Origin of the sequence: Bradyrhizobium sp. 155, from assembly GCF_023101105.1 — a bacterium.
Taxonomy (GTDB): Bacteria; Pseudomonadota; Alphaproteobacteria; order Rhizobiales; family Xanthobacteraceae; genus Bradyrhizobium; species Bradyrhizobium canariense_D.
The window spans coordinates 145,202-169,750 of record NZ_CP064705.1; the positions used below are offsets into that span (position 1 = coordinate 145,202).

Here is a 24,549-nt window from a genome sequence, read left to right on the forward strand (position 1 = left end):
CTCACGATGGTCATGATCCGCTTTAGCGGATTCGTGCTGGGCCTTGCGGCCCTCCCGTTCGTGGATTGGCCATATCCGGAAAGTTGGAAGCGGCTATTCCTCACGGCTGGCGTTCAGTTCGGCTACTATGCGCTGCTTCTTCGTTCCTACGGCCTCGGTGATTTGAGCATGGTCTATCCGCTCGCACGCGGCATCGCGCCGATACTGACAACGATCGCGGCTTTCGTCGCGTTGGGTGAAACCATCGGCCCCGTCCAGTTCTCCGCAGTCGCGTTGATCTCGTTCGGCATTATGCTCCTGTCGCTGGGGGCTGGTACCACCGGACCGGCTGTCGGATGGCTACGGGCGCGTCGCTGTTGCCGCCTACAGCATCTTTGGAGGATTGGGCGCGCGGACGGCCGGCACGGTCCTGGGTTTCCAAGCCTGCCTGGAGATCGTCACCGGAGGCGGCATGACGGCCTACGCGTTGGCCACACGGGGTGGGAACATTGTGGCGCACGCTCGACCACATGGCGCCATCGGCCTTTTTGCCGGCACCATGTCCGTTTTCGGGTATCTCGCCTTTCTCGCTGCAGCTAAATGTCTTCCGCTCGGACCGGTAGTCGCCCTGCGGGAGACAAGCGCGATCTTCGGCGCCCTGATCGGGACCTTTATCAGTGAGGCTTTTGGCGTCGGCCGCATCACGGCGTCAACCTTCGTCATCTCCGGCATTGCGGTGTTAGCCCTCAATCATTAGCGAACAGTGCGATCCAGTACGATTGGGAGACGACATGATGGCGAGATTCAATGCTCAGGATGCAAGCTCGAGATCCGTGTGCGGACGAGCTTCGCGCGCCAAACCGCGACGGCGACACTGGGCATAGAAATCGCCGACATAAGGCGGGCGAGATCGAACTGAGGATGCCCTATTCCGTCGCCTACACGCGACAGCACGGTCTTGTTCACGCGGGGATCATCACCACTGCGCTCGATACAGCCTGCGTTAGCAGCCTTCTCGCTGATGCCGGACGAAGCCGCGGTTCTCACCATCGAATCCAAGACCAACCTGGTGGCGCCGGCGCGAGGCTTCATGCACGATGGCGTTTCGACGACCCACAATAAGCTTAAGGCGCGTCTTCACAGCGGCGGCCGCCTGCCCCATGCTCGGTTTTGCACAATTTCGGGACCAAAGTAGCTCCTGGCGCGTAATGTTGGGGGCAGGTGTTCGAGGGGGGAAAGGGTGGAAGAGTTGCTGGTTCTGGTCACTCGCGCCGGGTGGTCGGCTGGTCGATGAGCGCCAGCATGACCGCCCAGTTGGTTGCGGACGCCCTGTTGATGGCGGTCTGGCGGCGCGGCAAGCCGGATGCCCTGATGCATCATTCCGATCGCGGCAGCCAGTACGTCAGCGAGCAGTTCCAGCGCTTGATGGCTGATAGCCTCGATCACCGCCGACACATAGAGCCAGCCCTCAGCCGTCCAGATGTAGGTGAAGTCGGCGACCCACTTCTGGTTCGGGCGCTCGGCCTCGAACTGCCGATCCAGAAGGTTCGACGCCACGTTCGCAATCTGGCGATGGCCTGCGTCCTTCGGCAGACGCCGGCGTCGTGGCCGCGCCCGCAGGGCCTGCAGGCGCATCCGCCGTTCGACCCGGTGCAGGCCGCATTCGACGCCGTCCGCCAGAAGGTCTCGCCAGACGCGCCGCGCGCCGTAAGTCCGGTCACTGGCAAGGAAGCTGACCTTGACCTGCTGGCCTACGGTCTCGTCGCTTCGGGATCTGGTGCTGGGCGATCGGTTCAGCCAGGCATGAAAGCCCGACCGCGACACGCCCATCGCTTCGCATAGCCATGCCACCGGCCAGATGCCCCGGTGCTTCGCGATGAAGCCGAACTTCATGTCGCTTCCTTCGCGAAGTAGGCAGCGGCCTTCCTAAGAAACAGCCGGATTGGCGTCCGTCGGAATGGCCTGCAACACGAAGCCCAGATATTTTGGCCCGGCGCTGAAGGTTGGCGAGAACGCGGCTGCGATATTGTTGCTCATATTGGTGGGCACCTGGATCCCTGTAGCTCATGCCGTGCCGGAGGGTGTTGTAAAATAGAACCGCAATCTTGCGGGCGGTCGCTGTCACCGCCTTTGACTTACCCGCACGTAAGGATAGGCGGCGATAGAATGCTCCGAGAGCCGTATCGCTTCGTCCCACCGTGGTGGCCGCCAACCGCAACAGTGCGGCAGCCCGGCTGGAAGATCTCCGGGTGCGCGAAGAAAGCACTTTGCCGCCGGAGATTTTGTTGCCCGGTGCAAGGCAGAGCCAGGACGTGAAGTGCTTGGCGCTCGGCCATGCCCTCAGATCCGTGCCGCACTCGCCGATAAGCTTCAATGCGAGCGACGGACCCAGTCCATGGATCTCAGTCAGATCGACGCCGAGCACGCCGTACAGCGCGGTCCTGACGTCAAAGGTGGGCGTGTTGATCTGTTTGGTCTTGATGCGCGGCTTGGATAGCTTCCCGACCGGCTTTGCCCCTTTATTTCCTGGCGCGGCGATCAGGACTTCGAGCTTGCGGTCACAGTCCAGCATCTTCGCCTGGTAGACGTCGTAGAGTTCTAGCGATTGGCTCAGGGCGAAGACATGTTCGTGCCGGTCGTTGCCTACCAGTGCCGCGCGAATGGTCTCGGTGGATGAATGGCATCGCACGTCCCGATAGGTTGCCAAAACATCAGGATTGCGCTCGCCTGCAACAATGGCCCGGATAATCCGCATGCCAGTGGCGCCCGTGATGTCCGAGACGACATGATGGAGCTGCAGGTTCATCTCCATCAAGGCCTTTTGCATATGCTGGATATGGGCGGCGGCATATTCCACAAGCCGTTCGCGCTGCCGCAAATAGGGCGCAGTGTTGCGATCTCAGCATCGGGTCGGAAGCTGCCTCGTAGCAGTCCATAGGAATGAAGCTGGCGTAACCACGCGGCATCGCTGACGTCGGTCTTGCGTCCGGGCACGTTCTTGGCGTACCGGGCGTTGACCAGAATAACCTCAAATCCACGCTGCTCCAGGATTTCATAGGCTGGGATCCAATAGACCCCGGTGGACTCCATCGCGACACTGGTCACGCCGCATGCGCTAAACCAATCCGCCAGATCATGGAGATCTTGTGTAAATGTGCCGAACGCGCGCACGGGAATGTCAGTGCAGTCCGGGTTCACCGCAGCCATGTGCATCTTTGATCCGATGTCGATGGCGGCCGCGCTGACGTTGACTGGCTTCAATTCCGGCCGGTCACCGGTCGTCCTCTGGGGCATCGCAAATCCTCCATTCACTCATGAGCGGAAGGGTCTGGGTTATGCCAATCGTCATCTTCCTATTCGGGATCGCAGCCGAGGGCGTCACCACTCTCAAGTCCGCATGCACCCATGGACCACGTTTTTTAACGGGGACAGTGCCTCCAATAAGCTGACGGCCGCTACCCTCCCAGCCGCAGAGGATAACACAGTGCTGTTTCTACCCCGCACAGGCGCGCAACGGCCCTGGACAGTTTTTTAGGATATCCCGCTCCGCCTTCAGCTTGTTGACCTCGCGCCGCAGCCGCTCGATCTCCAATTGCTCAGGCTTCATTTGCCCGTGGCCGGGGAAGGACTGCGCAGCGTCGAAGCCGAACTCCTTCACCCATTTGCGCAGCACGTTCTCATGAACGCCCAGGTCTCGGCCAGCTTGCGCCACAGATACCCCGCGCTCCCTGACGAGCTTGACCGCCTCGATCTTGAACTCTCGACTGAACTTCCGTCTCTGCATGACCCACCTCTGGCTCGATAAAACACCCAATCTTGGTGTCCATCAAACCGGCAGCAGCTCAAAAGGGTCGGAGCGGGTCAGGCTTCCGCGATCGCAGAGCTAAATGCTGCTGCACCGTTGCAGCAGCATCGAGTTGCGAAAATCGAAGGTCATGCCCCGGTCGTAACCGCCGGCTCAGCCAATCCACCGTAATAACACCAGAACGGCGGTCACGGTGATCGCACCTCCGATACGAGTGGCAATCTGGGCGAACGGCATCAGTTGCATACGCTCCGCCGCCGACAGAATGGCGACGTCGCCGGTGCCACCCTGGCCGGAATGACACGCGTTGACGATCGCGGTCTCGATCGGATACATGTTCATGAGCCGGCCGATCAAAGCGCCTGTTGCCATGAGGGTAAAGACAGTCGCGATGATGGTCACCACATTGGCGACGGTGAAGGCGGACATCAGCTTTTCCCAAGGCGTGAGCGACACACCGATCGCGAACAGCAGCGGATAGGTCATGCCAATCCGGACAAACCGGTAGACGACCAGCCCACCAGACTGCAGTCGCGGCGACACGGCACTGCCGAGCTTGGCGGCAACCGCAAGGAACAACATCGCAACCGGTGCCGGCAGGCCGATCAGATGAAACAGCATCACCCCGAGGAGATACAGCACGATGGCGGTCAGTCCGGCAGCGGCAATCCCGGTGATGTCAGATGAGGATGCCATGTCCTCCTGCTGCTCCACTGCGGCCAAATCGAGAGCATCGTCGCCCGGTGGCTGGAGCCGTCCGTTGCCCGTGAGGTGCGGATACTTCTTGCCGGCATAGTTGAGCATGCCGGAGAAGAGGATCGCGGTGAGGCTGCCCAGCATCACGGGCGGAAGCACCTGGGCGAAGAAGTCGCCCTGCGGCTGACCGAGAATAGCTGCATAGCCGATAGAGAGCGGGATCGCACCTTCGCCGACACCGCCCGCCATGATCGGCACCACGATGAAGAAGAACGTCTTGTAGGCACCCAGTCCGAGCATGGTGCCGACAAGGGTGCCAACCGCGGCAGCAGCGACGGAGCCTACGCTGAGTGGCACGAAGATCTTGAGAAAGCCCTTGATCAGAACGTTGCGGTCCATGCCCAGAATGCTGCCGACAATGATGGCCGCGATGTAGACGTAGAGGAAGTTCGTGAACTTGGTGAAGTCCATGATCGACTTTTCGATCGGAGCCGGGATCAGCTTGTAGTAGACCAGCGCAGACGGAATGAAGGTCGCAAAGATCGCCGCTGCCCCGATGTTGCGTAGAACCGGCAACCGCCTCCCAAGCTCGGCGCAGGAGAATCCGCCGAGAACGAGTACTGCGATCATGGTCGGCGCATCTGGCTTGATCTGACCCTGCTGCGTCAGGATGGCCAGGAGCGCGACCAGAATGACGTAGATCGGGAGCGATATGATGCCGATCTTGTAGTCCATCAGACGCCACCAACCGGTTGGCCAGAACGATGTTGAACCAGACACCATCGCGGGCTTGCGGAAGCTCGCGGCGTTGGTCTGAATGGTGTCCGACATGGCGTTCTCCCGTTCCATGATCTCTATTCTTTTGTGTACTGCGTCCCCAGCCGCGAGCCGAAAGAGCCGGCCAATTACGGCTCAAGATGACCACGAGAGGGGCATCTCCCTGGCATGTTCTGCGGCACGGGGCGCACATGAATACGCTGGCAGTATTGGGCTCATCGATCGCGGACGGCCGAAGTCTTCGACCGTCCGCTGCTTGGTGGTGCTCAGTCGCCTACCACTTGTAGCGGACGCCGGTCACGACTTCGTCGGCGGTGTCGTGCTTGTGCGCTTGACTCGCGCTGTATCCGCCCGTCGTCTTCAGGTGATCGCCGGCAATGTAGACGTCGACATTCGGAATCGGGTGGTACATGAACGAGGCATAAGTCGTCATGCGGGTGCCGCTCCCGGTTGCGACCGCACCGGTCGCGTCCTTGAACGGCACCAGCGTATAGCCGGCACTGCTGATCGCGGCATTGTGGGCAAAGAAGTCCTGCCAACCGACTTCGACGTCGTACAATTTCGAGGGGGTGACCTTGGCCGATACGGTCACGACGTCGTCGTTGCGGGTGCCGAGGATCGCGCCCTGGTCGGCGGTGTAGCGAATGTAACCCGCATTCAGGCGAAGCAGGCCGCCGTCCCAGTTACCGCCGACGCCCCATGACTGGTGGGTGTGACCGACATTGGTTGTGCCGATCGTCGGGATCTCGAGCACGTTGGAGGCAGTATAGAAGCCCGACACGTGGAACTGTCCGGCATTGTAGCCGGCCGCCACGGCACCGCTGCTGCCCTTGTCGAGACCTGCGCCGGGAATCGGACCGCTGCCATTGGGGCCGCCGGGACCGTTGCCGTCGCCGAAATTATAGGCCGCGCCGAGGTAGAGGCCGTTGTCGAACACCTTCTTCCAGACCAGGCCTTGGTCGTATCTTGTGTCGCCCTGTCCATTCGCGCCATTGCCGCCGCTGGTGTAGAAGATGAGCTGCTTGAAGTTGTTGACGTTGGTGAAGCCGCCTTCGTTGGTGCTGAGTGCAGAGGCACCGTAGGGATCACCCCAGATGTTAGCGACGTCGCGCGGCAACGTGTTCTGGCGGCCGACGCTGAACTTGCCGAGCGTCGGGCTCTCAAAGCCAACCCAGGCGTCGCGATTGAACAATACGCCTGGCGTATCCATGTTGCCGCTGGGCAGCTCGAACTCACTTTCCATGCGCGCCAGCAGGTTGAAACCGTATTCGGGAAAGACCTTCTGGGTCACGTAGATGCCCCAGCGGTTGCCGCTGAACCACGACGTGTTGAGGCCAACCGTCGAACGTCCGGCTTTATCGACATTGGTTACGTAGCCCAACGTCGGCTCGATGACTCCGTAGAGCAGCACGTCGGTGTTCTGGGTCTCGATGATGTGCACGGGCTGGCCGGTCTTGAAACTCTCCCAGGGACCGGCTTTGGTCGGGATCGGCCCGGCCGCCGGCGGCGGCGCTTCCGCCCTCGCCTCCTCCTTCTTCTCGACCTGCTTGAGCCGGTCGTTCATTGCCTTGACCTTGGTCTTTTGCTCTTCCATATCCGACAGTCGCTTGTTCAGCGCCCGGATCTCGGCCTTCAAATCGCTGAGGTCGTCCGCTTTCGCGGGCACCGTCGCAAGTCCAGCCATCGTGGATATGGCGGCCCCGATCAGCGCAAAGCGAGTAACCGGGCCAAGCCGCATTTTGTAGTGATCCAGCCTGGCTCCGCCGGACAGCCAGTGTTGGCGCAGTTGCGTCGTCGAGTTCATGTCGCCCCCCAAGGAGATTATTTACGCGGGGGAAAACTGGCGGCGACTGCTGTCAAAACCCTGTCATCCTCCGCGAAACGAAGAACGCCTCTGCGTCAGATCTTCACCGTTGCAAGTTCGTCACATGAATCCGGCCGTACGCGCGTTCGCATGTGCACAATCGGATTTGGGTTAAGCGAAACTCCCGTAGCGATACGGGCTTCCGAAGCCTAACCCTTGACCGCGTCGTTCATCCTGAAATACTGGTCGCAGCAAATAACAAGCGCCAACCGCAATGGCGCCCCAGGGCAAAGACAAGAGCGGCACGCAAGCCGATTGAAGTCCCGGACCATATGAATGATCGGCGGCAGGCGACACATCCCGTGCCGATTTCGGAAACGCGCTTCGTTGGGGGATACAGCCTATGCACGGGATTTCATGCGTGCGCTTCTGATCGAAGACACCGCCGATCTGGGCGCGGCGATCGCTGCCCGCCTCCGCGATCAGGGCCATGCCGTCGAATGGCTGACCGACGGCGCGCTTGCTTCCCAGCGCGTCCAGGAGGATCCGTTCGATCTCATCATTCTGGATCTCACGCTCCCCGGTATGGATGGCGCGAACGTGCTCAAGCTATTGCGCGGGCGCCGGATCAATACGCCGGTGCTCGTCATCACCGCGCGCGGCGAGATCGGAGACAAGATCGACCTGCTTGACATCGGCGCCGACGATTATCTGGTCAAGCCGTTCGACCTCCGCGAACTCGAAGCAAGAATGCGGGCGGTCGTGCGTCGACACAGCGGCACCCCGACCAGCCGGATCGAGCTCGGCGACATCACGATCGACATCGCCGCGCAAACAATCGTCGCAGGCGGCCGCAATGTCGAGTTCACGCGGCGCGAGTTTCGATTGCTGGAGCTGCTTGCGCTGAACGTCGGACAGGTTGTGCCGCGCGAACGCCTGATGGACCAGTTGTTCGGCTACGAGAATGCCGTCAACCCGAATGCGCTCGAACTCTACATTTCGCGGATTCGGCGCCGGTTGAAAGCGTCCTCACTGCGGATCCAGACCGTATGGGGCACCGGCTATGTCGCAAAGATCGACGATGCGCAGCCGTCAACAGTCAATTAAGCGCGACATGATTTTCGGGGCGATCTCGCTGCTCGCCGTTCTCGGCGTTGGGCTGTTCTTCTATATCCGCAGCTTCTCGCTCGAAGCGGCAGACACTGCATTCGACCGCGTGCTCGCGGCCGCCGCGCTTTCGATAGCGGATAACATCCGGGTTGATGACGGGCATGTCACGCTCGAGTTGCCGCTCGCCTCACTGGAGATCCTGGGTGCGTCGCGCGAAACGCGGGCGTTCTATGCGGTGCGGGCGCCCGATCACTCGCTGCTCACCGGCTACCCGGACCTGCCCGAGCCGAAACCGACAGACGATCACAAACCGCAGTTCGAGGACTCCATCTATACCGACGATCCGGTGAGGATCGGCATCGTCCAGCGCTACATCGACTTCGGCGAGAAGTCCGGCTGGGTCAGCATAACGGTTGCGGAGACGCGGGAAGCCCGCACGCAGCTCGCCGCCCTCATCGTGAAGAATTCACTCGCGCCAGTGGCGGTCGCGGGTCTCCTGATCTGCCTGTTGATCTCGACCGGGCTGAACCGCGCGTGGGCGCCGTTGGTCGCGCTCGAACGCGAGCTGATCGGGCGATCGCCAACCGACCTCAACCCGATCCAGAGGTCGGTGCCTCGAGAGGTGAGCTCAATGGTATCGAGCCTGAATATCTTCATGCAGCGGCTCGACGGCGTCCTCACCACGTTGCGCCGGATTGCTGTGGATACGACGCATGAGATACGTACGCCCCTCGCATCGATCCGGGCCCTCGCCGAAGTCGCCGCATCCGAGCAGGACGGGAGGGTCGTCCAGAGCTACGTGGATCGCATCCACGCCAACGCGGTCGATGCAACGCGCATCGTCAATCAGCTGCTGGCGGAAGCAGCCATCGCCCATCATATTGAAACCTCGGCCAATCCAAGTTGCGATTTCCTCGAGCTTTACCTGCAGGCGGTCGAGCGGCTTCCGAGTGGCGGCATGCAGCGCTGCAGGCTGGCCGATCTTTCCACCACGCACGAGGACTTCCCGGTTCGCGGGGCGCCACTGGCCTTCCGTGAGTTGATCGACAATCTGCTGGACAACGCGTTGAAATACGCGCCGGTGGGCATGATCGACGTGGATCTGCGGACTTCGCCCGATGGATCGAGCATCGAGTTCGAAGTGGCTGACCGTGGTCCAGGTATTCCCGACGACGAAAAGCCGATCGTGCTCGAACGCTTTCGCCGCGGCTCGAGCAGCGCGAGCGCCGCCGGGACCGGCCTCGGGCTCAACATCGCCAAGAGTGCTGCCGCTGCGGCCGGTGGCGATCTGTGCCTGCTCGACCGCCCGGGAGGCGGGCTCGTTGTCAAGGTAACCTTGCCGAGGACATCATGATGACTTGTGGTACGGGACGCGGCCTACGGCCCAGCCCATGGTCGTTAGGACTGGCCGCGGTGTTTCTGCTCGCCCATGCACAGTGCTTTGCCGACCAGTCAAAATCCACGCACGAGCTGATCGTCTTTTCCGCGCCCTCGCCGGCCTCCGGTACGCTGCTCATTCACGGAACGGCAGACGTCGTGGCGATGGGGCCGGTCATTGAGGGCTTTCAAAAGGCGCATCCCGAAACCGAAGTTCGCTATCGCCTCTATGAGACTGTCCCGCTCTATCAGGAGGCCGTGACACCGAGCGATGATAGGGCGGCCGCCGACCTTCTGATCAGCTCGGCCATGGACCTGCAGGTCAAGCTTGCGAATGATGGGCACGTCCAGAAGGCGTCGATCACAGTCCGTGGGTTGCCGGACTGGGCCATTTGGCGCGACGAGATCTTCGGGTTCACGCTTGAACCCGCCGTCATCGTCTACAACAAGGATGCTATCGAGCGCACTGAAGTGCCGAAGTCGCATCAGGATCTGATCCGGCTGCTGGAGATTTCGCCTGAGCGATTTCGTCGCAAGATTGCGACTTATGACATCGAGGTCAGCGGCGTCGGGTACCTGTTTGCAACCACCGAGTCCATGCTTTCGGCCAACTTCTGGCGCCTTGCGCACGCGCTCGGCCTCGCCGAGGCACGGCTGTATTGCTGTACCCAGGATATGCTGAATTCGCTGAGCCGCGGCGACGCCGTCATCGCTTATGATGTCCTGGGCTCCTATGCACTGCGCCAGGCGGAGGCGCAACGAAATCTGGGCATCGTGCTGCCGGAAGATTACGTCGTGGCCGTATCCCGCACGATCGTGATCCCCCGCAAAGCGAAACATGCGGCACTTGCCCGATCATTCGTCGAGTATGCGCTCTCGGAAGCCGGCCAGGCTGTCGTGTCAAATGCATTCGGTCTTTCGATTGCCGGTCTGGGTACTGACCGCGAGCAGATGAAAGCGCGGTATCTCGCTGACAAACCGGGCCTGCTAAATTTTCCGACGCTAGGGCTCCCGGCGCTGACCTATCTCGATGCGGTCAAACGCGAGCAGTTCGTGAAGACCTGGCAGCGGATCGTATCACCGCAAAACGGCGTGCCTTAACGCCGCCCTGCGTCACGATGTTGCTCACCTTCGGAAAGAGGAGCCGGCATGGCTCCCCATTACGAACGTAGTAGACCTTGGCTTCAGAAGTCGAACGTCATGCCGGTCGTGACCGCTTCGGCCTTGTTGCCGGAAACCACGTTGTTGTTGGCATCGCGGCCGCAGACGCCATAGCCGTGACCAGAGACGCCCAGGCAGTAATGCGCGCCCGGGCCGTTGCGTAAGTAGCTGCCGACCAGGTACCAGCTCACGAACGGACTGAAGTGATACTTGACGCCCAGCGCATATTGGTCGGCGCTCGAGTTCAGCGTGTTGAGCGCGAAATTCGCAGCGCCGGCGGCTGCAGGAGCCGCGACGGTGTAGGTGTTGAGGACGCCAGTGCCGGGCGATCCTGGCGACGAATTGGCGTGCGCGCAGGAGGCGCTGACATCCCATTTGTCGACCGTCTGGGTCGCGCTCACGAAGTAACCATCCCGCGAGCGTTCGTTGAAGGCCGGATCGGTATGCTCCCGGCGCATGATCTCGTAGATGCCGTAGAGTTGCAGGGCCCCGATCATGTCGTTGAACTTGTAACCGGCGCCGAACTTGGCCGCCCATTCATTCGCGACGCCAACCGAGCCCGGCGGTACGAGAAGGAGACCGCCATTGCTGAGCGGCGTGACCGCCTCGTCACCAATGCGATTGGTGCTCTCATGCAGCTCATAGGCCGCAACAGCCGTAAACGGGCCCTGATTGTAGGTCAGCGAGGCGCTGTAGAGATTGCCGTAGGAACCGTCGGTGCAGCCTTCCGGGGCTGAAGTCAGTGGGAAGCCGGAGCCGCTGCCGCGCGCCGAAGTGCCGGGGCAGTTGGAGTCGCCAAGGGCATAGTCGCTGTTGTCCTTTGCCGTGTTCTGTCCCGGCGACACCATGACAGCGGCCTGGAAACCATACCACATAGGCGATTCATACCAGATGGCATGAGACGCCCGCCAATCGAACTCGGCGCGCAGATCGCCGCCGGTGTTGCCCATGATGGAATTGTAGTCGCCGAGCGTTGCCGAGGACGGATCGTATTTCGACGTCGCCTTCTTGTACGGTGTATCGGCCTTGCCGGCCTTGATCGTTCCCCAGGGACTTTCCATGCCGATGAAGCTGTCGCGGGTACCGAACGCCGCGCGCTCCGTTGGAACGGCCGCGACTTCTACAAGCGACTCGAATTGCGCGATCGCCGCCCAGCCGGGATAGCCGTAGGGCGCGCGGACCCCGAAATAAGTCAGGTTGCTGGCGACTCCGCCTGTGTCTCTCCCTTGTGGAGAATCGGAAAGTAGTAACGTCGCATCGCCGCCCTCGTCTTTTTAGCGCGGCGATCATGCCCACGCCTCGGGACGGCGCGTACCTGTCGAAAAGGACAGGTTCGTCGAACAGCGCTATTCACCAGGGATGGCCCGATAGGGCGGCATTAGAGCCGACAGCAAGCAATCCCCAACTAAAGCCCTACGATCTTTGTTGCGCTGCGCTCCCTTGAAGGGAGTGGACGGCATCGCTATGCGCACTTTGGAACATAACTCGCTTCTCATGAGTTCCTGACCCGGAACACACCTGACCGGCGACAGGGAGAGAGGGATGCAAGGGGCCGCGGTTCTAATCTTGGTCGTCGAGGACGATCAGCTTGTCCGAGACCTGGTGACAGATGCATTGTCCGACGGCGGCTTTACGACCGAGGTCAGCGTCAGTGGAGAGGATGCCGTCAAACTTCTTCTAAGCGACGCCACCAAGTATCGAGCCCTCATCACCGACATCAATCTGTTTGGTACTGTTGACGGTTGGCAAGTCGGCCACCGCGCCAGAGAGTTAAATCCTGACATCCCTGTTATTTACATGACTGGTGCGGCGGCCGATCAGTGGTCCGCTCACGGCGTGCCCAACAGCATCCTATTGAGCAAGCCATTTGCGCCAGCGCAGATCGTAGCAGCCGTCGCTCAGCTTCTGAACACCGGCGCGCCTCCAGCGTAGTGTCACACTGATGCCTTCAAAGAAAAAGAAGGCCAAGAAGGCAACGGCTTCGTCGGCGTGCGCCCCAAGGGGCTACAAAAGTAAGACAGTAACGTTGGCAGTTTATTTTACGAGACGCCGCACCGAAATTCGCTCTATGATGTGCGTTCGGAAAATTTTCTACCCGATTTGCGCTGACTGAATTCGTTTCCAATCGGGGGTTGATTGCCATGCGCCCCATCCAAAGTGAGCAGATTGCTGCGCTATTCAAATTGCACGCCCAACAGCTTGAATCCCTTCGCATCGATCCCGAGATCGAGAGGGAATATTCAGAGATCCTTCTTTTAAGAGAGAAGATAAAATTGGCGACCGATCAGAAGAAGGCGCGCCGGCAATTCCTTGCTCGGTGCCTGCCACGCGCCTGAAGGTCAAGTGCGCTGTCGAAAAGGGTTGGATCGAGCTGCTCGAGAGCGGGACCTACGTCCGGCTGCTGGCGCCCGGGCAGGATACGTTGTCGCCCCGTTAGGAACCGTGCCCCGATTACCCGGTTTGGTCTCTCGCTGGCTCGTGCGAGCTGGCGGAGCGGCTCCGGCCCATAATACTCCAGCCCCCCAAGCCGGGGCCGTCTCTTGTGCTCTGTCCTGACGGACACAATGAAGATACCCAGAGGCAAGTTTATAGGCGAGCGTGTCGGCGGTCTCCCGGCACATGAGGCCGAACATTTCATCAAGTGCCCGGCTTGCGGTGGCTGGATCGATATGCGCGACCTAGGATCAGTTTTCGACCATGAGGGGCGCCCCATCCTGGCCAGGACTCAGGCACAACGGGGCGGAGTAAGCGATCTATGCCCATAGAGATATATCGTGGCCATGTGCTCGACCCCGACCAGATGGAGGCGCTTCGCGTCCAGCTTGAGAACTTCGACAGCATCCAGGAAGTCGACGCCGAGCTGCGCGGCATCATTGAGCGCAACTGGCCACATCTCATAGCAAAGCTCCTCCGGATGACGTCTGAACGGATTTAAGCCTCTGAGCCCCCCGTATGGCCGCAAGCAAGAACATCCGCATTATCCCTCACGAAGCCGTGCCGCAGACCGGCAGCTTCGAGGTGCGTTTTCCGGACGGGCGCGCCAGCGTCTATTTTTCTTCGAGGATATTCCTGGCCGGCGCATGCGGCCGGAGATGCTCGACAGCGCTACAGCAGAGGCCAAGGCGAAAGCACTAGCCCGCGCCGAGCAAGACAAGCTGCCAAAGCCCTGAAGAGCGGCCCCTGTCCCAGCAACCTCGTCGTCTCAGCGTCCTTAACCGCCGCAACAACGCGGGTGGGCAGCGTAGCGTCGTGCGCAAGCGCTCTCCCTGATGGGCACCCGAATTAACCACTAGTTCCGATCAATTCTAATTGGACAACAACACTGCTTGTTAGCGGGCCCCACCGGCTCAATGTGTGAGTATGGCCGTTTTGCGGGCTTCGGCGGGACCGGAAAACTGACTTCGTAAGGGGCGAATCGCAATCGCAGCGATCGCTTCGATTCGAAAGTTACCTCCTCATCTTGGAGCATCTCGCGATGATCGAACGTCGTGCAATGGAGCGCATACCGATCAACCAGGCGGCGCAGCTGTCATTTGGTGGAATTCGTGGGACACATCCATGTATGGTGCGCGATATCAACGCCCTTGGGGCCTGCATCTCCACACCCTACTACGTGTTTGCGAACGAATTTGTGCTGTCGTTCAACGGCCATTCCGCAATTTTTATGTGCCGCGTCGTGTGGAGAAAAGGAACTCGTTGCGGCGTCTCGTTCCTTCTGCGCCATCGCTCGCCGAGATCGGCGGACTATTCCAGCGAGCCCTCAAACGTGGCAGTTGAGTAACGAGCGACTAACGATTGCGCGCTGACGCTCCTCAGCCGAAAATGAGGCGCGTAGTTCAGCCGTCGCGCGATGGGCTGAATCCTCAGCAATGGGCTAACGGCGCTGTCCGCCATGTCGGCGGCGAGCTCGCTGCCGTCCTTCAGGCGAATGCCGTCGCGTGAACGTGTCGATCTCTTTGGGACCACAGAGGCGCGCTTAATGACGTCCGCGCGGGTTGCGCATACTGCGCTATCTTGTTAGACCGCGCTCCTATCAATGAAGGAGAGCCGAGTTGGCCAAAAAGAAAAAGACTGTCCGCCGCGAGTGGACGCGTGACGATATCAAGGACCTGAAGGCGCACTCCAAGGCACGGACGCCCGTCGTCAAAATAGCCAAGATGACGAAGCGAACCGAGGGAGCGCTACGTCAGAAGGCGATCGTGCTGGGAATTGGTCTGGGCCATCAGCGGTAGTGGTGGTCGCGCGCGCTTGCGTGTACCACGGCCGCCTGCAATCAGTCGGAACGATCCCACCGGAAGGCCGTTGTGTCCGATGGTCAAAACGTCCGATAAATTTCGCGAAAATGCCGAGAACTGCCTGCAGCTCGCCGAGGGGGCGACCAATGCGCAGGCGGCACTCCGTTACAAGCGGATGGCGCAGGCTTGGTCCGCCTTAGCGACAGAACAGGATTGGCTCGACGGCTATCCTACACAAAGTGATCGGGCCGGCGAGTTAGCGGCGGACGCGATCGATGGTTTGCGCGATAAAGATGCTAGCGCCGCTGACGTCAAGGCTCGTAAGAGCCGACTCATAGATGGCCCAGTTGAGTTTCGGAAATCGCGCGTGGACAACGATTGATCGTCAGCCACGCGCCTCTCGTTGTGCCGAGGCGTCGTTCACCGACCTGTCTGACCGGAAAACGCCGCAAACCCGCTTGACCGGATTTTGGCTGCATCACCCTATCCGTAGATTTTCCGCCGAGTCTTTTCCGCGATTGTTCACGACGTCGAAGCTGACCTTAGCTCCCTCTGCGAGCGAGGTGTAACCAGTCTTCTCAACGGCGGAGATATGAACGAACACATCCTTGCTGCCCGAATCCGGTTGAATGAACCCGTACCCCTTCGTCGGGTTGAACCATTTGACGGTGCCTATAGCCACTTAACTTCTCCATTTGAGACCATGCTGAGCGTCCACTAAAAAACGGTCCCGGCACCCCTACATGCCGGGACCGTTGGAGGCGACTTGGCGGAATGGGATCGCCAAGCATCTCTAGCCTAGGAAGATTCAGCAGTCGGTTCTGTTCGCTTTTGAACATTGGCATACTGTTCCCTCGTGGGAACGGAGTTGGAAAGGCGTGCTAAGCGCAAGAGCCTGCGAGTTCTGACGGGAGGTTGCCGAAATTCATTTTCATGGTTGGCTCGCGAGTCATCAGCGCGAGACCAGCTTCTGCCCGACAACATCATTCGGCCACCGGGGAATGATCCGCGTGGAAATGCCGCTGGCGCCAATGGTCGTCAATTGCCCGAAACCGCCCACCCAACACGGAGTCCGGCCCTCAGTGAAGTCCCGGCTAGCGATATCACCCTGTGTTTTCAACGCAGCGATGACGTGACCATCAAGGCTTGCCGGTGCCTTCTCTATTGCTACCCTGATTTCCGTCTCTTGCGACTCGGTGTTGCACGGGCATGGACTAAACCCCCGCGGCATCTCAACGATTTGCCACGGCTCGATGTGCTCGCTGCCGGCCTGCAGCGTCGTCATCCGGAAAGCGGATGGGCCACCCTGTTCTGAGATTCCCGCGACCGACACCTCGAATGGACTCGCGGCGCCCATTGCGGCCATCCGGTCATTCAGCTCCTTAAGCGTGGGGCCGATCGCCTGCTGGAATTCGTCAAAGCCGCTTGCCGCTATTGTCGACAGAGCAAGCGACACGGCCTGAAAAACAACAAAGTGCTCGGCGCGGATCGTTGCAGCAGCCCGAAATTGAGGAAGCAAGGTCGCCTTGTTACAGATCGCTGTGATCGTCTGATCCGCTGTGCTCCATACGAGTGCATCTGAAATGAGATGAGCCCCGTCCGAGCCGACGATGAGGTTAGCTGCCGACATTAATAAATACCCTCGAATTGAAAGTTGACCGAGCTATCGCCCAAAGTTGGTGACGGCGGGAATCGGAAAGGCGGCATATCGTGGGGGTGCTTGACGCCTCCACTTCTCCACCGAAGGAGCGATATGGCGTGTCCAACGATAACGTCATCCATCTGATTCAGCCAGGAATCTTCGACGATCAACTCACAGAAGTCTTGCGCAATGGAGCGCGTGCCCTGCTGGCCCAGGCGGTCGAGGCCGAGGTCGCAGACTTTCTAGGCCAGCATGCCCATTTGAAGACCCGGGACGGCCACCAGCGCGTCGTCCGCCACGGTCACCTGCGGAGCGCGAGGTGATGACCGGCATCGGTCCGGTCGCCGTCCGCCAGCCGCGTGTACGCGATCGCGAAGCGGACGCCGCCGATCCTGGCCGCATCCGGTTCTCGCCGTCGATCCTGCCGCCCTACATGCGCCGGTCGAAGTCGATCGAGACGCTGCTGCCGATCCTTTACCTGAAGCGTATCTCGACCGGCGACTTCTCTGAGGCGCTGGCTGCGCTGCTCGGCAAGGATGCTGCCGGGTTGTCGGCATCCGCCATCGGTCGCCTGAAGGATGGCTGGCTCGACGAGCACGCCGCGTGGCAGAGGCGCGATCTGTCGGCGAAGCGCTACGTCTACATCTGGGCCGATGGCATCCATCTTCAAGCGCGCCTCGAAGACGAAAAGCAGTGCATCCTGGTGCTGATCGGCGCGACCCCGGAAGGCCGCAAGGAACTGGTCGGCTTCACCGATGGCGCCCGCGAGAGCGCGCAGGACTGGCGCGATCTGCTGCTCGATCTGAAGCGGCGCGGGCTCGACGTGGCGCCGCAGCTTACCATCGCCGATGGCGCACTCGGGTTCTGGAAGGCGGCCGGCGAGGTCTGGCCGAAAACGCGCGAGCAGCGCTGCTGGGTGCACAAGACCGCCAACGTGCTCGCCAAGTTGCCGAAGAGCCAGCAGCCGAAGGCCAAACGCGCGTTGCAGGAGATCTGGATGATTGAAACGAAGCTCGCCGCCGAGCTGGCGTTCGACGCCTTCATCGAGAGCTACGCGCTGAAGTACGAGAAGGCCGCCGATTGCCTGAGCAAGGATCGAGACACGCTACTGGCGTTCTACGACTTCCCGGCCGAGCACTGGAAACACTTGCCGGACGACGGATGAGATGGACAAGCGATTTTTTTTCATGACCGAGATGACGATTGCAGAAATCGCGTACGTCCATTCTTTTGTTCGGCTGCGCCGCGGGCCATTCTTCCGTCCCGGCCATCGATCTCGCAGCCGCCGCGCGCAGGGGCGGTCAAGGCTGGCCGCGTTTGCGGCCACCGCAAGGTTTGGCCTTGACCGGCCCGAGCACGGCGGCATGCTGGCGTGGAACGGGACTGCATTCCTGGCTGGCACTTGCCGTCAGGCGGGATTATCCTGGGTGGGCGCGGGCGACCTCGTGGCGAAGCGTGGCGCATCGGCTGCAAGCGCCACCAGGCTGCCCTATTTTGTCTTGCCGAGTTGAGGCGCCCGCGCGCCGGTTTTTGGCCGCCATGGTTTCCATTGCCTCACCAAGCGCTCGTAGCTTTGCTCCGCCTGTGCGGCAATCAACATCTCGCGGTCGCGCAATACCTTGATGTTGTAGGCATACGCTGGCCCACGCCGGCTGCCTTTCTGTTGCGGATGTCCGGCTTGAAGCTGCATCGCGCGGGTCTTGATGGCGACCAGTGCCGGGCGCGCCCACAGGTAATCCTCGCCCTTCGTCAACAAATGCCATCAAAGCACGGTGAGCTTCCGGGCCACGGCCACCGCGGCGATCTGATGGCCGCGCGCAACCGGAGAAAGCCCTTACGGCCAAGGCGACCTTTTGTCAGTGCCGGGATTGACCAAGGACGGACGGCTCATTTCTGTCGAATTCACTATTGTCTTGTTGCGCGATGACGGGAGACGGCCCGCTGGAACTGCAGCGATCCTCCGTGACGTGACGAGGCGCTTTGAAGAAACCCGTGAACTGAGGCGTCAGCTTAGCAACTCCAGCAGCCGCGACTCCGCACCGATTGTCAACACTGCGTCTTGCCTAGCGGAAGCGGGAGTATGAAATGACCGACCTTCCTCGTCTAGAGTCTCAGTACGATGCATTTTTGTTCGCTTCCATTTGCGATACAGATGAGATGACATTGAGCGTCTTGTCTGTTCTTGCACGTCACGACGTCGATCCCTGGCGTCGCCGGCGCATAATTGGTCGAGAACGCGCGGTCGATCTGCTGTACATCATAAGCAATGCGCTGGGCCTGAGCGACCAATTTCGCATGCTGTCGTGGCGTATCGGACCGCCGCGGGAAGGAACTCCCGCCGAAAGACGATCCGAACGGCGGCCATCATTCGTTTGAACAAGGACCCGGCCAAGAGCACATCGCCGCTGATGAAGCGGGCCAGACGACCATCCCGGGCTAGCGGTTCGCGACGATCGGCAATATCGGAAGGACCCGTATCCGTCCTCCAGGTGTCGGCATGCGTCTGTGATCGCTACCTTTGCATCAATTAAATCGGCCGCGCGCCAAGGCGCGCGGCCGAAATTTTGGATGGTTGGCCGGGGCCGCGCACGCGCGGCCCCGGATGAGAACTCACTCGGCAGCCTCCGAATAGGCATCATCGCCTAGCCCAGCATTGGGCGCATCGGATTGCTCTTGCGGCTTGGCAGTCCTCAGCACAGCGGGCAGCCAGTCGGTCGCAGCGAGCAACTGCTCGGCTGCTTCCGCCATATCGACCTTCTTCATATCTGCCATCCGCTCGGCAGCCTCGCCGCTCACACCGTCGTTGACAGCCTCCAGAATGCGGGCCTTGGTGACGCGACCTAGATATCGGAAGACAAAATGACAGCTGGCTCACAGACGCACGTCTCCCCCTCAAGATGAAGCCGCCAATTTGCCTGAGCCTAGTGAGGACGAAATGGCCGTCGAGCGGCGAGTTTTGGTGACATTTTCAAAGTGAGAAGCTGTCAGCGCCACATCGTCGGCGAGTTAACTGTCCGCTTCAGCGGGCCAGTTCACATGACCCGCGTTAACCCTGTCGTTGATCTTCTCCCGTAGCCGTTCTCCCTGGTTCACCTCTGCCGCTAAGCGGCCTTATTGGACCGTTGCAATCGTTCTCCGATTTCTGGAGCTCACTTCTAAGAGGATCTGAGCGAGGTTTCTCGTTCGGAGAGCGTGAAATCAGATGAGAGTGGCTCTCTTCCTCGTTGGCCTCGCGACACTCGCGGTGATGGAGCTCGAGGCACCGCCTCGCATGACAGAGCCTGTGAACGAGCCGCCTGCTGAGGCGACTGTCGGATTGCGCCCCTCACAGGATACACTGACCAAGGTAGACGGGCTCGAAATTCGGCAATTCAAAGCGCCGCCGCAGCCGCTTTCCTCGAGCGAAATGATGCATCCGCCGGACCAAACTGCGATCGTTGCGCAAGAAGATTCGAAGATCGTCGAGCAGCAGGAGCGCAGCGCAACCGGAAAATCCGCGATCATGCTGCCCAGACCTCGGCCCCGGCACGGAACTTCCGAGGCAAGCGCTGGCGCCAGTCGCGCCCAACCAGTCGCTGAGGCCAGGCCGTGCCGGTCAGGTGCCTTCGATGTGCTTTTCAAAGCATTGAACCTGCAGACGCGATGTCAGACCTAGCGCAAGGATTCGTCTGCGTCGGGACGACAGCCGACCGCACCCCGCGGCTCCCCGCGCATGTGTCAGAGCAAGCACGCCGTGCCGAGGAAATCCGACCACCTCGCCCCGACGAGCGTGGATCCGTTGTCGCGGCGCGGAATTGGCCGTCGCCGGAAAACAGCGCCACGGCGCCGGCCGGTCCCGCGAGATGGGCGAGCTTCCGCACGTAGACACGCAGAGGCTCGCATGACGCCCGTCATAGGGACCGTCGCCACCGATGCTTCCAAAGAAGCCACGCGGTATTCCCGGGTAAATGACCCCGTGCTTTCCTCAGGGGCAGGACCTGCGTCAGCCTGCGGCCGCGATCCGTTTCTCGAATTCATTGGGCAGCTCGATATCGACTTCAAGCGTCGAGACACTTTCACCTCTATCCATCCGAACGATAACCTTTTCCGGATCGAGCATGACGTGTCGCGAGACCACGGCAAGTATCTCTTCCCGCAGAATCCCAAGTAAATTCGGCTGGCCGCGCAGGCCGCGTTCGTGCGCCAAAAGAATTTGCAGCCTCTCCCGGGCAACCGGGGCGGAACCGGGGCGGCGGCTGAGTAACCGCAAAAAGTTCATGCTCATGCCGCCCTCCGTCCAAGCAGCCTTTCCATAAAGCCCTTGCGTTCGACCGGCACCATCATCGTAATCATCTCGCCATTCAGGCGCCGCGCCGCATCGGTATAGGCCCGGGCGGGCGCGCTTGCGGCGTTGTTCAGCGTGACCGGGGAGCCGACGTTTGACGCCCGCAGGACGTCCTGGCTTTCGGGAATGATTCCCAGAAGTGGAGTGGTGAGGATTTCGAGAATGTCATCGATGCTGAGCATTTCGCCTCGTGCTGCGCGGCCCGAGTCATACCGGGTGATCAACACGTGTTTCTTCACCTGTTCGCCCTTCTCTGCCTTTGCAGTCTTGGAATCGAGCATCCCGATAATGCGATCAGCATCACGGACGGACGAGACTTCGGGATTCGTGACGATAACCGCTTCATCCGCATAGCGCATCGCAAGGGTTGCACCTCGCTCAATGCCCGCCGGGCTGTCACAGAGCACCCAATCGAACTTGGTTCGCAGATCGGCGATGACGCGCTCGACCCCCTCATCGGTCAGGGCATCCTTGTCCCTGGTCTGGGATGCAGGAAGCAACCATAGATTCTCGAGCCGCTTGTCGCGGATCAGCGCCTGCGAAACCTTTGCAACGCCGTGCACGACGTTGATGAGGTCGAATACAACGCGTCGTTCCGCCCCCATGATGAGGTCGAGATTGCGCAGGCCGACGTCGAAATCGACAACTACGACTTTTTCTCCGCTTTGTGCGAGCGCGGCACCGAGCGCGGCGGTGGAAGTGGTTTTTCCAACGCCGCCTTTACCTGACGTTACGACCAAGACTTTGGCCATCCTTACCTCCTTTGCCGGCGCGCCCGACAAAAAATCCGGGCGAACGGGGCAAGCGTTGCGTCGATTCCCAAACCAGTTCACGATTGGCATGACCGGGGAAAACACGAACGTGACGTAGGACCGGCCACGGAGACGAACCAACCGACGTTGCAGCCGCACCTTGGAATCCAGGAGTGCCGACTCGCTGTTTTTTGGTTGCTTTGTTTTAGATTGAGCGGTGTTCGTTAATCACCGGTTAACGACGTCCTCTTTTCGGCCGCGGACTTGAGCAAGCCGCTTCCGGTTTAACTCCGTGTTATCGGACATTCTGGGAGTTCGGGTTCGGGTCAAGAGCGTCGTCTGCTGCGATAGACGCCGGCCCGTCCATTTCCGCTATGGCGCTTCAGCGACCGATGACGTGAGGCGGCGCAACAGTCGTGAAGGGCCACAACCCAACCTTCAAAAGAGGGCCGCTGAACTCGACGCATTCATCACGGCTCTCGAATGCTCTCGTCGAGCCCCCGAAGGAGCGGGTAGAGGAAATACGACATGACGCTGCGCTCGCCCGCTTTGATTTCCGCGGTTACGGCCATCCCGGGAATAAGACGGAAATGGTTTGGCACATTGCTCAACTCGGCTGAGGTGAGCTTGATGCGCGCCTTGTAGTGCGGCCGTGCTTCCCCGTCTTTCTTGGGATCTGGACTAAAAACGTCCTCGGAGAGCGTTCTGACCTGTCCCTCCAGGGTGCCGTGCTTCTGAAACGGCCACGCTTCCAGTTTCACGCGGGTGAGAGATGCGGTCTTGACCTTTCCCACGTCGCGCCCCTCGACCAGAACCTTTGCTTCGAGGGGGAAACGAGCGTGTAGAGCGGCTCCGCCTCTTTCATAATCGACGCTACGGAGCGTTGCGCGACATCGAGGACGATGGCATCTGCCGGCGCCTCGAGCAGGGTGACCTCGTTTCGTCGGGCGGCCTTCTCGAGTTGTTTTACCGCGGCATCGCGATCGCAGCGGGCCTGAAAACAAGCCGAATAGGTGTTGAGCCCCACGTTCTGGCTGCGCCAGCGCGACGCGCGCGGATTCTTCCCCGCAGCGGCGGTTGGTTTTCTTCGGTCACCGGGTGGCGCTTTGCGGGCCCTTAGCTCGCCTCTCTTCGGGCATCATCTGAGCCCGTGCCGCGCTCGCATTTTCCATCAGATGCCGAGCGCGCCCTGCCCTGCCGATGACACTGGAGGAAGATAGCCGCGGCAATTAAGGCTCTTGTCAATCGTATTGACCTACTCACGGCACCGTCTGTCGCATGTGATCGCGATCGGCGCGAGTGGATGATCGATATTTCGGTCGTACACACGCGCCAGCATGGAGCCTGCGTTACGCGAATTGAGCGACGCCTATCCAAAGACCATGCAGGATAAGGCTGACTTCTAACGCTGAGTCCAGCGTGCTCTGGAATAGTCGACTTGTCGCAGCAGAACAGAAGCTACCGGTTAGCTTTGCGCCTTTGACCAGGTCGCTTCCCGCTTCGTTTGCTTGATCGCGGGTTTGCCATCAATGTTGTGCCGGGCATGCTTACAAGGAGGTCACATGATTACCGCCGTTGTACGATACAAGCTGCCGCCGCAGATCGACTACGCCGCGTGTTGCGAGCACTTTCACAAGATCGCACCCAACTTCCGCGAGGTGACGGGGCTGATCAGCAAGCACTTCATCTGGTCCGAAAGCGGCTGGGCGGGCGGCGTGTACCAGTGGGAGCGTATCGAGGACGCTACGGCGTTCTACACCGGGCCGTGGCTCGAGGGCATCATCCAGCGCTACGGCATGAAGCCGCAGATCGATTTTTACGAGGTTTTTGCGATAACAGACAACACGCGCGGCAAGGTTGAGCTGCTCGAGGAGGGCGTTGCCTCCAAATGACCCCAGCAGATCTAGCTCATCTGCCGCACTCGCGCAGAGAGGTGGCGGCTGTATGAGAGGATGGCTGCGGAACCCTCACCTCGTCGTAGATCTTGGCTCTTCGCGGATGTGCCGATCAGGCGAATGTCCGCGTTTCGCCAAGAACTGCCCTCCCCGAGACCATTCGAACGCGGTACCTAGACAGTCTGTTTCGCTTGAGGGATCATGTAACGTTAGGTGATAGGGCGCCGTCATGGACGTCGGAGGGTGGCTGCGGAGGCTTGGCCTCGAACAATATGAGGCGGCATTCCGCGACAATCAGATTGACGAAACAGTCCTGCCGAGCTTGACGGCCGAGGACTTAAAGGACCTTGGGGTCGGACTTGTAGGGCATCGCCGTAAGCTGCTCAACGCTATCGAGAGGTTGCACTCCGAGGGAGGAGCACCAACGACAATAGTCGACACTCCACTGGTAAGGGACAAAGCTGCCAAGGATACGGCCGAGCGCCGCCAGGTCACCGTGATGTTTTCGGACCTTGTCGATTCGACGTCGCTCTCCGCACGTTTGGACCCAGAGGATCTGCGTGAGTCATTTCGGCCTATCAGACGTGTGTTGCCCGTGCTGTGCGCCGGTTCGAAGGATTCGTTGCAAAGTACATGGGCGACGGCGTGCTCATCTACTTCGGCTATCCGAAGGCACACGAGGACGACGCCGAGCGAGCCGTATCCGCCGCGCGTGAGCCGAGACAAGCAGCCAAAGGTGGAGGCGGCACCGAGACGCGCGCGCGAGATTGCGTGGAAAGCGCAAACCAGATTGTGCGGACGCTTCCGCTCACTTGAGCGGAAGGGCAAGCGGCGAACCGCAATCGTCACGGCGATTGCCCGAGAGCTATCCGCCTTCATTTGGGCAATCAATCGCGAGCTCATGCCACCTCGACAGGCGTAGCGTCGTTGCGGGCTGTGGACCGCTCGAGTCGTGAGGTGCGCTCGACCGGCCCACAGCCCCCTTTATTGCA

At 60.5% G+C, this 24,549-nt stretch carries 20 protein-coding genes and 9 pseudogenes; 15 read left to right on the forward strand and 14 right to left on the reverse strand.

Annotation, left to right across the window (positions count from 1 at the left end):
• Positions 1-451: 451 nt before the first annotated feature.
• The 3 genes and pseudogenes from IVA93_RS38090 to IVA93_RS41415 all read left to right on the forward strand — a co-directional run.
• Positions 452-736, forward strand: a complete 285-nt coding sequence (locus IVA93_RS38090; RefSeq protein WP_247564529.1) for a hypothetical protein — start codon at positions 452-454, stop codon at positions 734-736.
• Between the two features lie 129 nt (positions 737-865).
• Positions 866-1,066, forward strand: a pseudogene (locus IVA93_RS38095) (PaaI family thioesterase); the annotation flags it as partial.
• Between the two features lie 179 nt (positions 1,067-1,245).
• Positions 1,246-1,413: pseudogene (locus tag IVA93_RS41415) on the forward strand (DDE-type integrase/transposase/recombinase); the annotation flags it as partial.
• Here IVA93_RS41415 and IVA93_RS38100 read toward each other — a convergent pair.
• The 5 genes and pseudogenes from IVA93_RS38100 to IVA93_RS38120 form a co-directional block, all read right to left on the reverse strand.
• A pseudogene (locus IVA93_RS38100) lies at positions 1,363-1,905 on the reverse strand (IS3 family transposase); the annotation flags it as partial. The pseudogenes IVA93_RS41415 and IVA93_RS38100 sit on opposite strands and share 51 nt — an antisense overlap.
• Positions 1,906-3,273 (reverse strand): annotated as a pseudogene (locus tag IVA93_RS38105) (IS110 family RNA-guided transposase).
• Positions 3,274-3,487: 214 nt separating this feature from the next.
• Positions 3,488-3,763: pseudogene (locus IVA93_RS38110) on the reverse strand (transposase); the annotation flags it as partial.
• A 174-nt stretch (positions 3,764-3,937) separates the two neighbouring features.
• Positions 3,938-5,311 carry a 2-hydroxycarboxylate transporter family protein gene (locus IVA93_RS38115; protein ID WP_524536883.1) on the reverse strand — a complete coding sequence of 458 codons (1,374 nt, stop codon included), beginning with the start codon at positions 5,309-5,311 and terminating at the stop codon, positions 3,938-3,940.
• Between the two features lie 220 nt (positions 5,312-5,531).
• A complete protein-coding gene (locus tag IVA93_RS38120; protein WP_247531058.1) occupies positions 5,532-7,061 on the reverse strand; it encodes a porin in 1,530 nt (509 codons plus the stop codon).
• Positions 7,062-7,478: 417 nt separating this feature from the next.
• On the opposite strand from IVA93_RS38120, the gene IVA93_RS38125 reads away from it, so the two are divergent.
• From IVA93_RS38125 to IVA93_RS38135, 3 genes are read left to right on the forward strand one after another with little or no spacing between them, the layout of a single operon-like run.
• The gene (locus IVA93_RS38125; protein WP_247531057.1) at positions 7,479-8,168 is read left to right on the forward strand and encodes a response regulator transcription factor; all 690 of its coding nucleotides are present in this window, start codon (positions 7,479-7,481) and stop codon (positions 8,166-8,168) included.
• 7 nt (positions 8,169-8,175) lie between these two features.
• A complete protein-coding gene (locus IVA93_RS38130; protein ID WP_247790095.1) occupies positions 8,176-9,525 on the forward strand; it encodes a sensor histidine kinase in 1,350 nt (449 codons plus the stop codon).
• Positions 9,526-9,584: 59 nt separating this feature from the next.
• Positions 9,585-10,649, forward strand: a complete 1,065-nt coding sequence (locus IVA93_RS38135) for an ABC transporter substrate-binding protein (RefSeq protein WP_247531055.1) — start codon at positions 9,585-9,587, stop codon at positions 10,647-10,649.
• 83 nt (positions 10,650-10,732) lie between these two features.
• Here IVA93_RS38135 and IVA93_RS38140 read toward each other — a convergent pair whose 3' ends face one another.
• Positions 10,733-11,905: a porin gene (locus tag IVA93_RS38140; protein ID WP_346771688.1), complete on the reverse strand. Its 1,173-nt coding sequence runs from the start codon at positions 11,903-11,905 to the stop codon at positions 10,733-10,735.
• Positions 11,906-12,251: 346 nt separating this feature from the next.
• Here IVA93_RS38140 and IVA93_RS38145 point away from each other — a divergent pair, with 346 nt between their 5' ends.
• From IVA93_RS38145 to IVA93_RS38170, 6 genes are all read left to right on the forward strand, one after another.
• Entirely contained in the window at positions 12,252-12,641 is a 390-nt protein-coding gene (locus IVA93_RS38145; RefSeq protein WP_247368151.1) for a response regulator, read from the forward strand.
• 209 nt (positions 12,642-12,850) lie between these two features.
• A complete protein-coding gene (locus IVA93_RS38150; RefSeq protein WP_247368145.1) occupies positions 12,851-13,045 on the forward strand; it encodes a hypothetical protein in 195 nt (64 codons plus the stop codon).
• A gap of 419 nt (positions 13,046-13,464) precedes the next feature.
• Positions 13,465-13,644, forward strand: coding sequence for a hypothetical protein (locus IVA93_RS38155; RefSeq protein ID WP_247378242.1), 180 nt, complete (start codon positions 13,465-13,467; stop codon positions 13,642-13,644).
• Positions 13,645-14,184: 540 nt separating this feature from the next.
• Positions 14,185-14,490: a PilZ domain-containing protein gene (locus IVA93_RS38160; protein ID WP_247368140.1), complete on the forward strand. Its 306-nt coding sequence runs from the start codon at positions 14,185-14,187 to the stop codon at positions 14,488-14,490.
• 271 nt (positions 14,491-14,761) lie between these two features.
• Positions 14,762-14,941, forward strand: coding sequence for a hypothetical protein (locus tag IVA93_RS38165; protein ID WP_247368139.1), 180 nt, complete (start codon positions 14,762-14,764; stop codon positions 14,939-14,941).
• 79 nt (positions 14,942-15,020) lie between these two features.
• Positions 15,021-15,326 carry a hypothetical protein gene (locus tag IVA93_RS38170; protein ID WP_247378299.1) on the forward strand — a complete coding sequence of 102 codons (306 nt, stop codon included), beginning with the start codon at positions 15,021-15,023 and terminating at the stop codon, positions 15,324-15,326.
• A gap of 96 nt (positions 15,327-15,422) precedes the next feature.
• Here the strand turns inward: IVA93_RS38170 and IVA93_RS38175 are convergent, their stop codons facing one another.
• Both IVA93_RS38175 and IVA93_RS38180 read right to left on the reverse strand, forming a co-directional pair.
• Positions 15,423-15,626 (reverse strand): cold-shock protein, encoded by a 204-nt coding sequence (locus IVA93_RS38175; protein WP_247368137.1) that lies wholly within the window; start codon positions 15,624-15,626, stop codon positions 15,423-15,425.
• 270 nt (positions 15,627-15,896) lie between these two features.
• On the reverse strand, positions 15,897-16,574 hold the full coding sequence (locus tag IVA93_RS38180; RefSeq protein ID WP_247368136.1) for a hypothetical protein: 678 nt from the start codon (positions 16,572-16,574) through the stop codon (positions 15,897-15,899).
• A 128-nt stretch (positions 16,575-16,702) separates the two neighbouring features.
• Between IVA93_RS38180 and IVA93_RS38185 the strand changes: the two are divergent.
• Positions 16,703-17,791 (forward strand): annotated as a pseudogene (locus IVA93_RS38185) (IS256 family transposase); the annotation flags it as partial.
• Positions 17,792-18,075: 284 nt separating this feature from the next.
• Here IVA93_RS38185 and IVA93_RS38195 read toward each other — a convergent pair.
• From IVA93_RS38195 to IVA93_RS38225, 6 genes and pseudogenes are all read right to left on the reverse strand, one after another.
• Positions 18,076-18,339 carry a hypothetical protein gene (locus tag IVA93_RS38195; protein ID WP_247378238.1) on the reverse strand — a complete coding sequence of 88 codons (264 nt, stop codon included), beginning with the start codon at positions 18,337-18,339 and terminating at the stop codon, positions 18,076-18,078.
• Positions 18,340-18,794: 455 nt separating this feature from the next.
• A pseudogene (locus tag IVA93_RS41420) lies at positions 18,795-18,875 on the reverse strand (P-type conjugative transfer protein TrbJ); the annotation flags it as partial.
• A gap of 321 nt (positions 18,876-19,196) precedes the next feature.
• Positions 19,197-19,433: pseudogene (locus IVA93_RS38210) on the reverse strand (chromosome partitioning protein ParB); the annotation flags it as partial.
• Between the two features lie 1,135 nt (positions 19,434-20,568).
• Positions 20,569-20,850, reverse strand: coding sequence for a cell division topological specificity factor MinE (gene minE, locus IVA93_RS38215; RefSeq protein ID WP_371827279.1), 282 nt, complete (start codon positions 20,848-20,850; stop codon positions 20,569-20,571).
• Positions 20,847-21,662, reverse strand: coding sequence for a septum site-determining protein MinD (gene minD, locus IVA93_RS38220; protein WP_247369717.1), 816 nt, complete (start codon positions 21,660-21,662; stop codon positions 20,847-20,849). The genes minE and minD overlap by 4 nt, the downstream gene beginning before the upstream one ends.
• A gap of 470 nt (positions 21,663-22,132) precedes the next feature.
• Positions 22,133-22,456 (reverse strand): beta-barrel domain-containing protein, encoded by a 324-nt coding sequence (locus IVA93_RS38225; protein WP_247790074.1) that lies wholly within the window; start codon positions 22,454-22,456, stop codon positions 22,133-22,135.
• A 768-nt stretch (positions 22,457-23,224) separates the two neighbouring features.
• On the opposite strand from IVA93_RS38225, the gene IVA93_RS38230 reads away from it, so the two are divergent.
• Positions 23,225-23,554 carry a hypothetical protein gene (locus IVA93_RS38230; RefSeq protein ID WP_247369723.1) on the forward strand — a complete coding sequence of 110 codons (330 nt, stop codon included), beginning with the start codon at positions 23,225-23,227 and terminating at the stop codon, positions 23,552-23,554.
• Between the two features lie 232 nt (positions 23,555-23,786).
• Positions 23,787-24,265, forward strand: a pseudogene (locus IVA93_RS38235) (adenylate/guanylate cyclase domain-containing protein); the annotation flags it as partial.
• Positions 24,266-24,549: the final 284 nt, after the last annotated feature.

Coding starts and splice junctions, on each gene's coding strand:
- IVA93_RS38230 (WP_247369723.1), top strand. CDS start 23,225: ATGATTACCGCCGTTGTACGATACAAGCTGCCGCCGCAGATCGACTAC.
- minE (WP_371827279.1), bottom strand. CDS start 20,850: ATGAGCATGAACTTTTTGCGGTTACTCAGCCGCCGCCCCGGTTCCGCC.
- IVA93_RS38125 (WP_247531057.1), top strand. CDS start 7,479: ATGCGTGCGCTTCTGATCGAAGACACCGCCGATCTGGGCGCGGCGATC.
- minD (WP_247369717.1), bottom strand. CDS start 21,662: ATGGCCAAAGTCTTGGTCGTAACGTCAGGTAAAGGCGGCGTTGGAAAA.
- IVA93_RS38145 (WP_247368151.1), top strand. CDS start 12,252: ATGCAAGGGGCCGCGGTTCTAATCTTGGTCGTCGAGGACGATCAGCTT.
- IVA93_RS38170 (WP_247378299.1), top strand. CDS start 15,021: ATGGTCAAAACGTCCGATAAATTTCGCGAAAATGCCGAGAACTGCCTG.
- IVA93_RS38180 (WP_247368136.1), bottom strand. CDS start 16,574: ATGTCGGCAGCTAACCTCATCGTCGGCTCGGACGGGGCTCATCTCATT.
- IVA93_RS38160 (WP_247368140.1), top strand. CDS start 14,185: ATGATCGAACGTCGTGCAATGGAGCGCATACCGATCAACCAGGCGGCG.
- IVA93_RS38150 (WP_247368145.1), top strand. CDS start 12,851: ATGCGCCCCATCCAAAGTGAGCAGATTGCTGCGCTATTCAAATTGCAC.
- IVA93_RS38115 (WP_524536883.1), bottom strand. CDS start 5,311: ATGTCGGACACCATTCAGACCAACGCCGCGAGCTTCCGCAAGCCCGCG.
- IVA93_RS38130 (WP_247790095.1), top strand. CDS start 8,176: ATGATTTTCGGGGCGATCTCGCTGCTCGCCGTTCTCGGCGTTGGGCTG.
- IVA93_RS38090 (WP_247564529.1), top strand. CDS start 452: ATGACGGCCTACGCGTTGGCCACACGGGGTGGGAACATTGTGGCGCAC.
- IVA93_RS38120 (WP_247531058.1), bottom strand. CDS start 7,061: ATGAACTCGACGACGCAACTGCGCCAACACTGGCTGTCCGGCGGAGCC.
- IVA93_RS38155 (WP_247378242.1), top strand. CDS start 13,465: ATGCCCATAGAGATATATCGTGGCCATGTGCTCGACCCCGACCAGATG.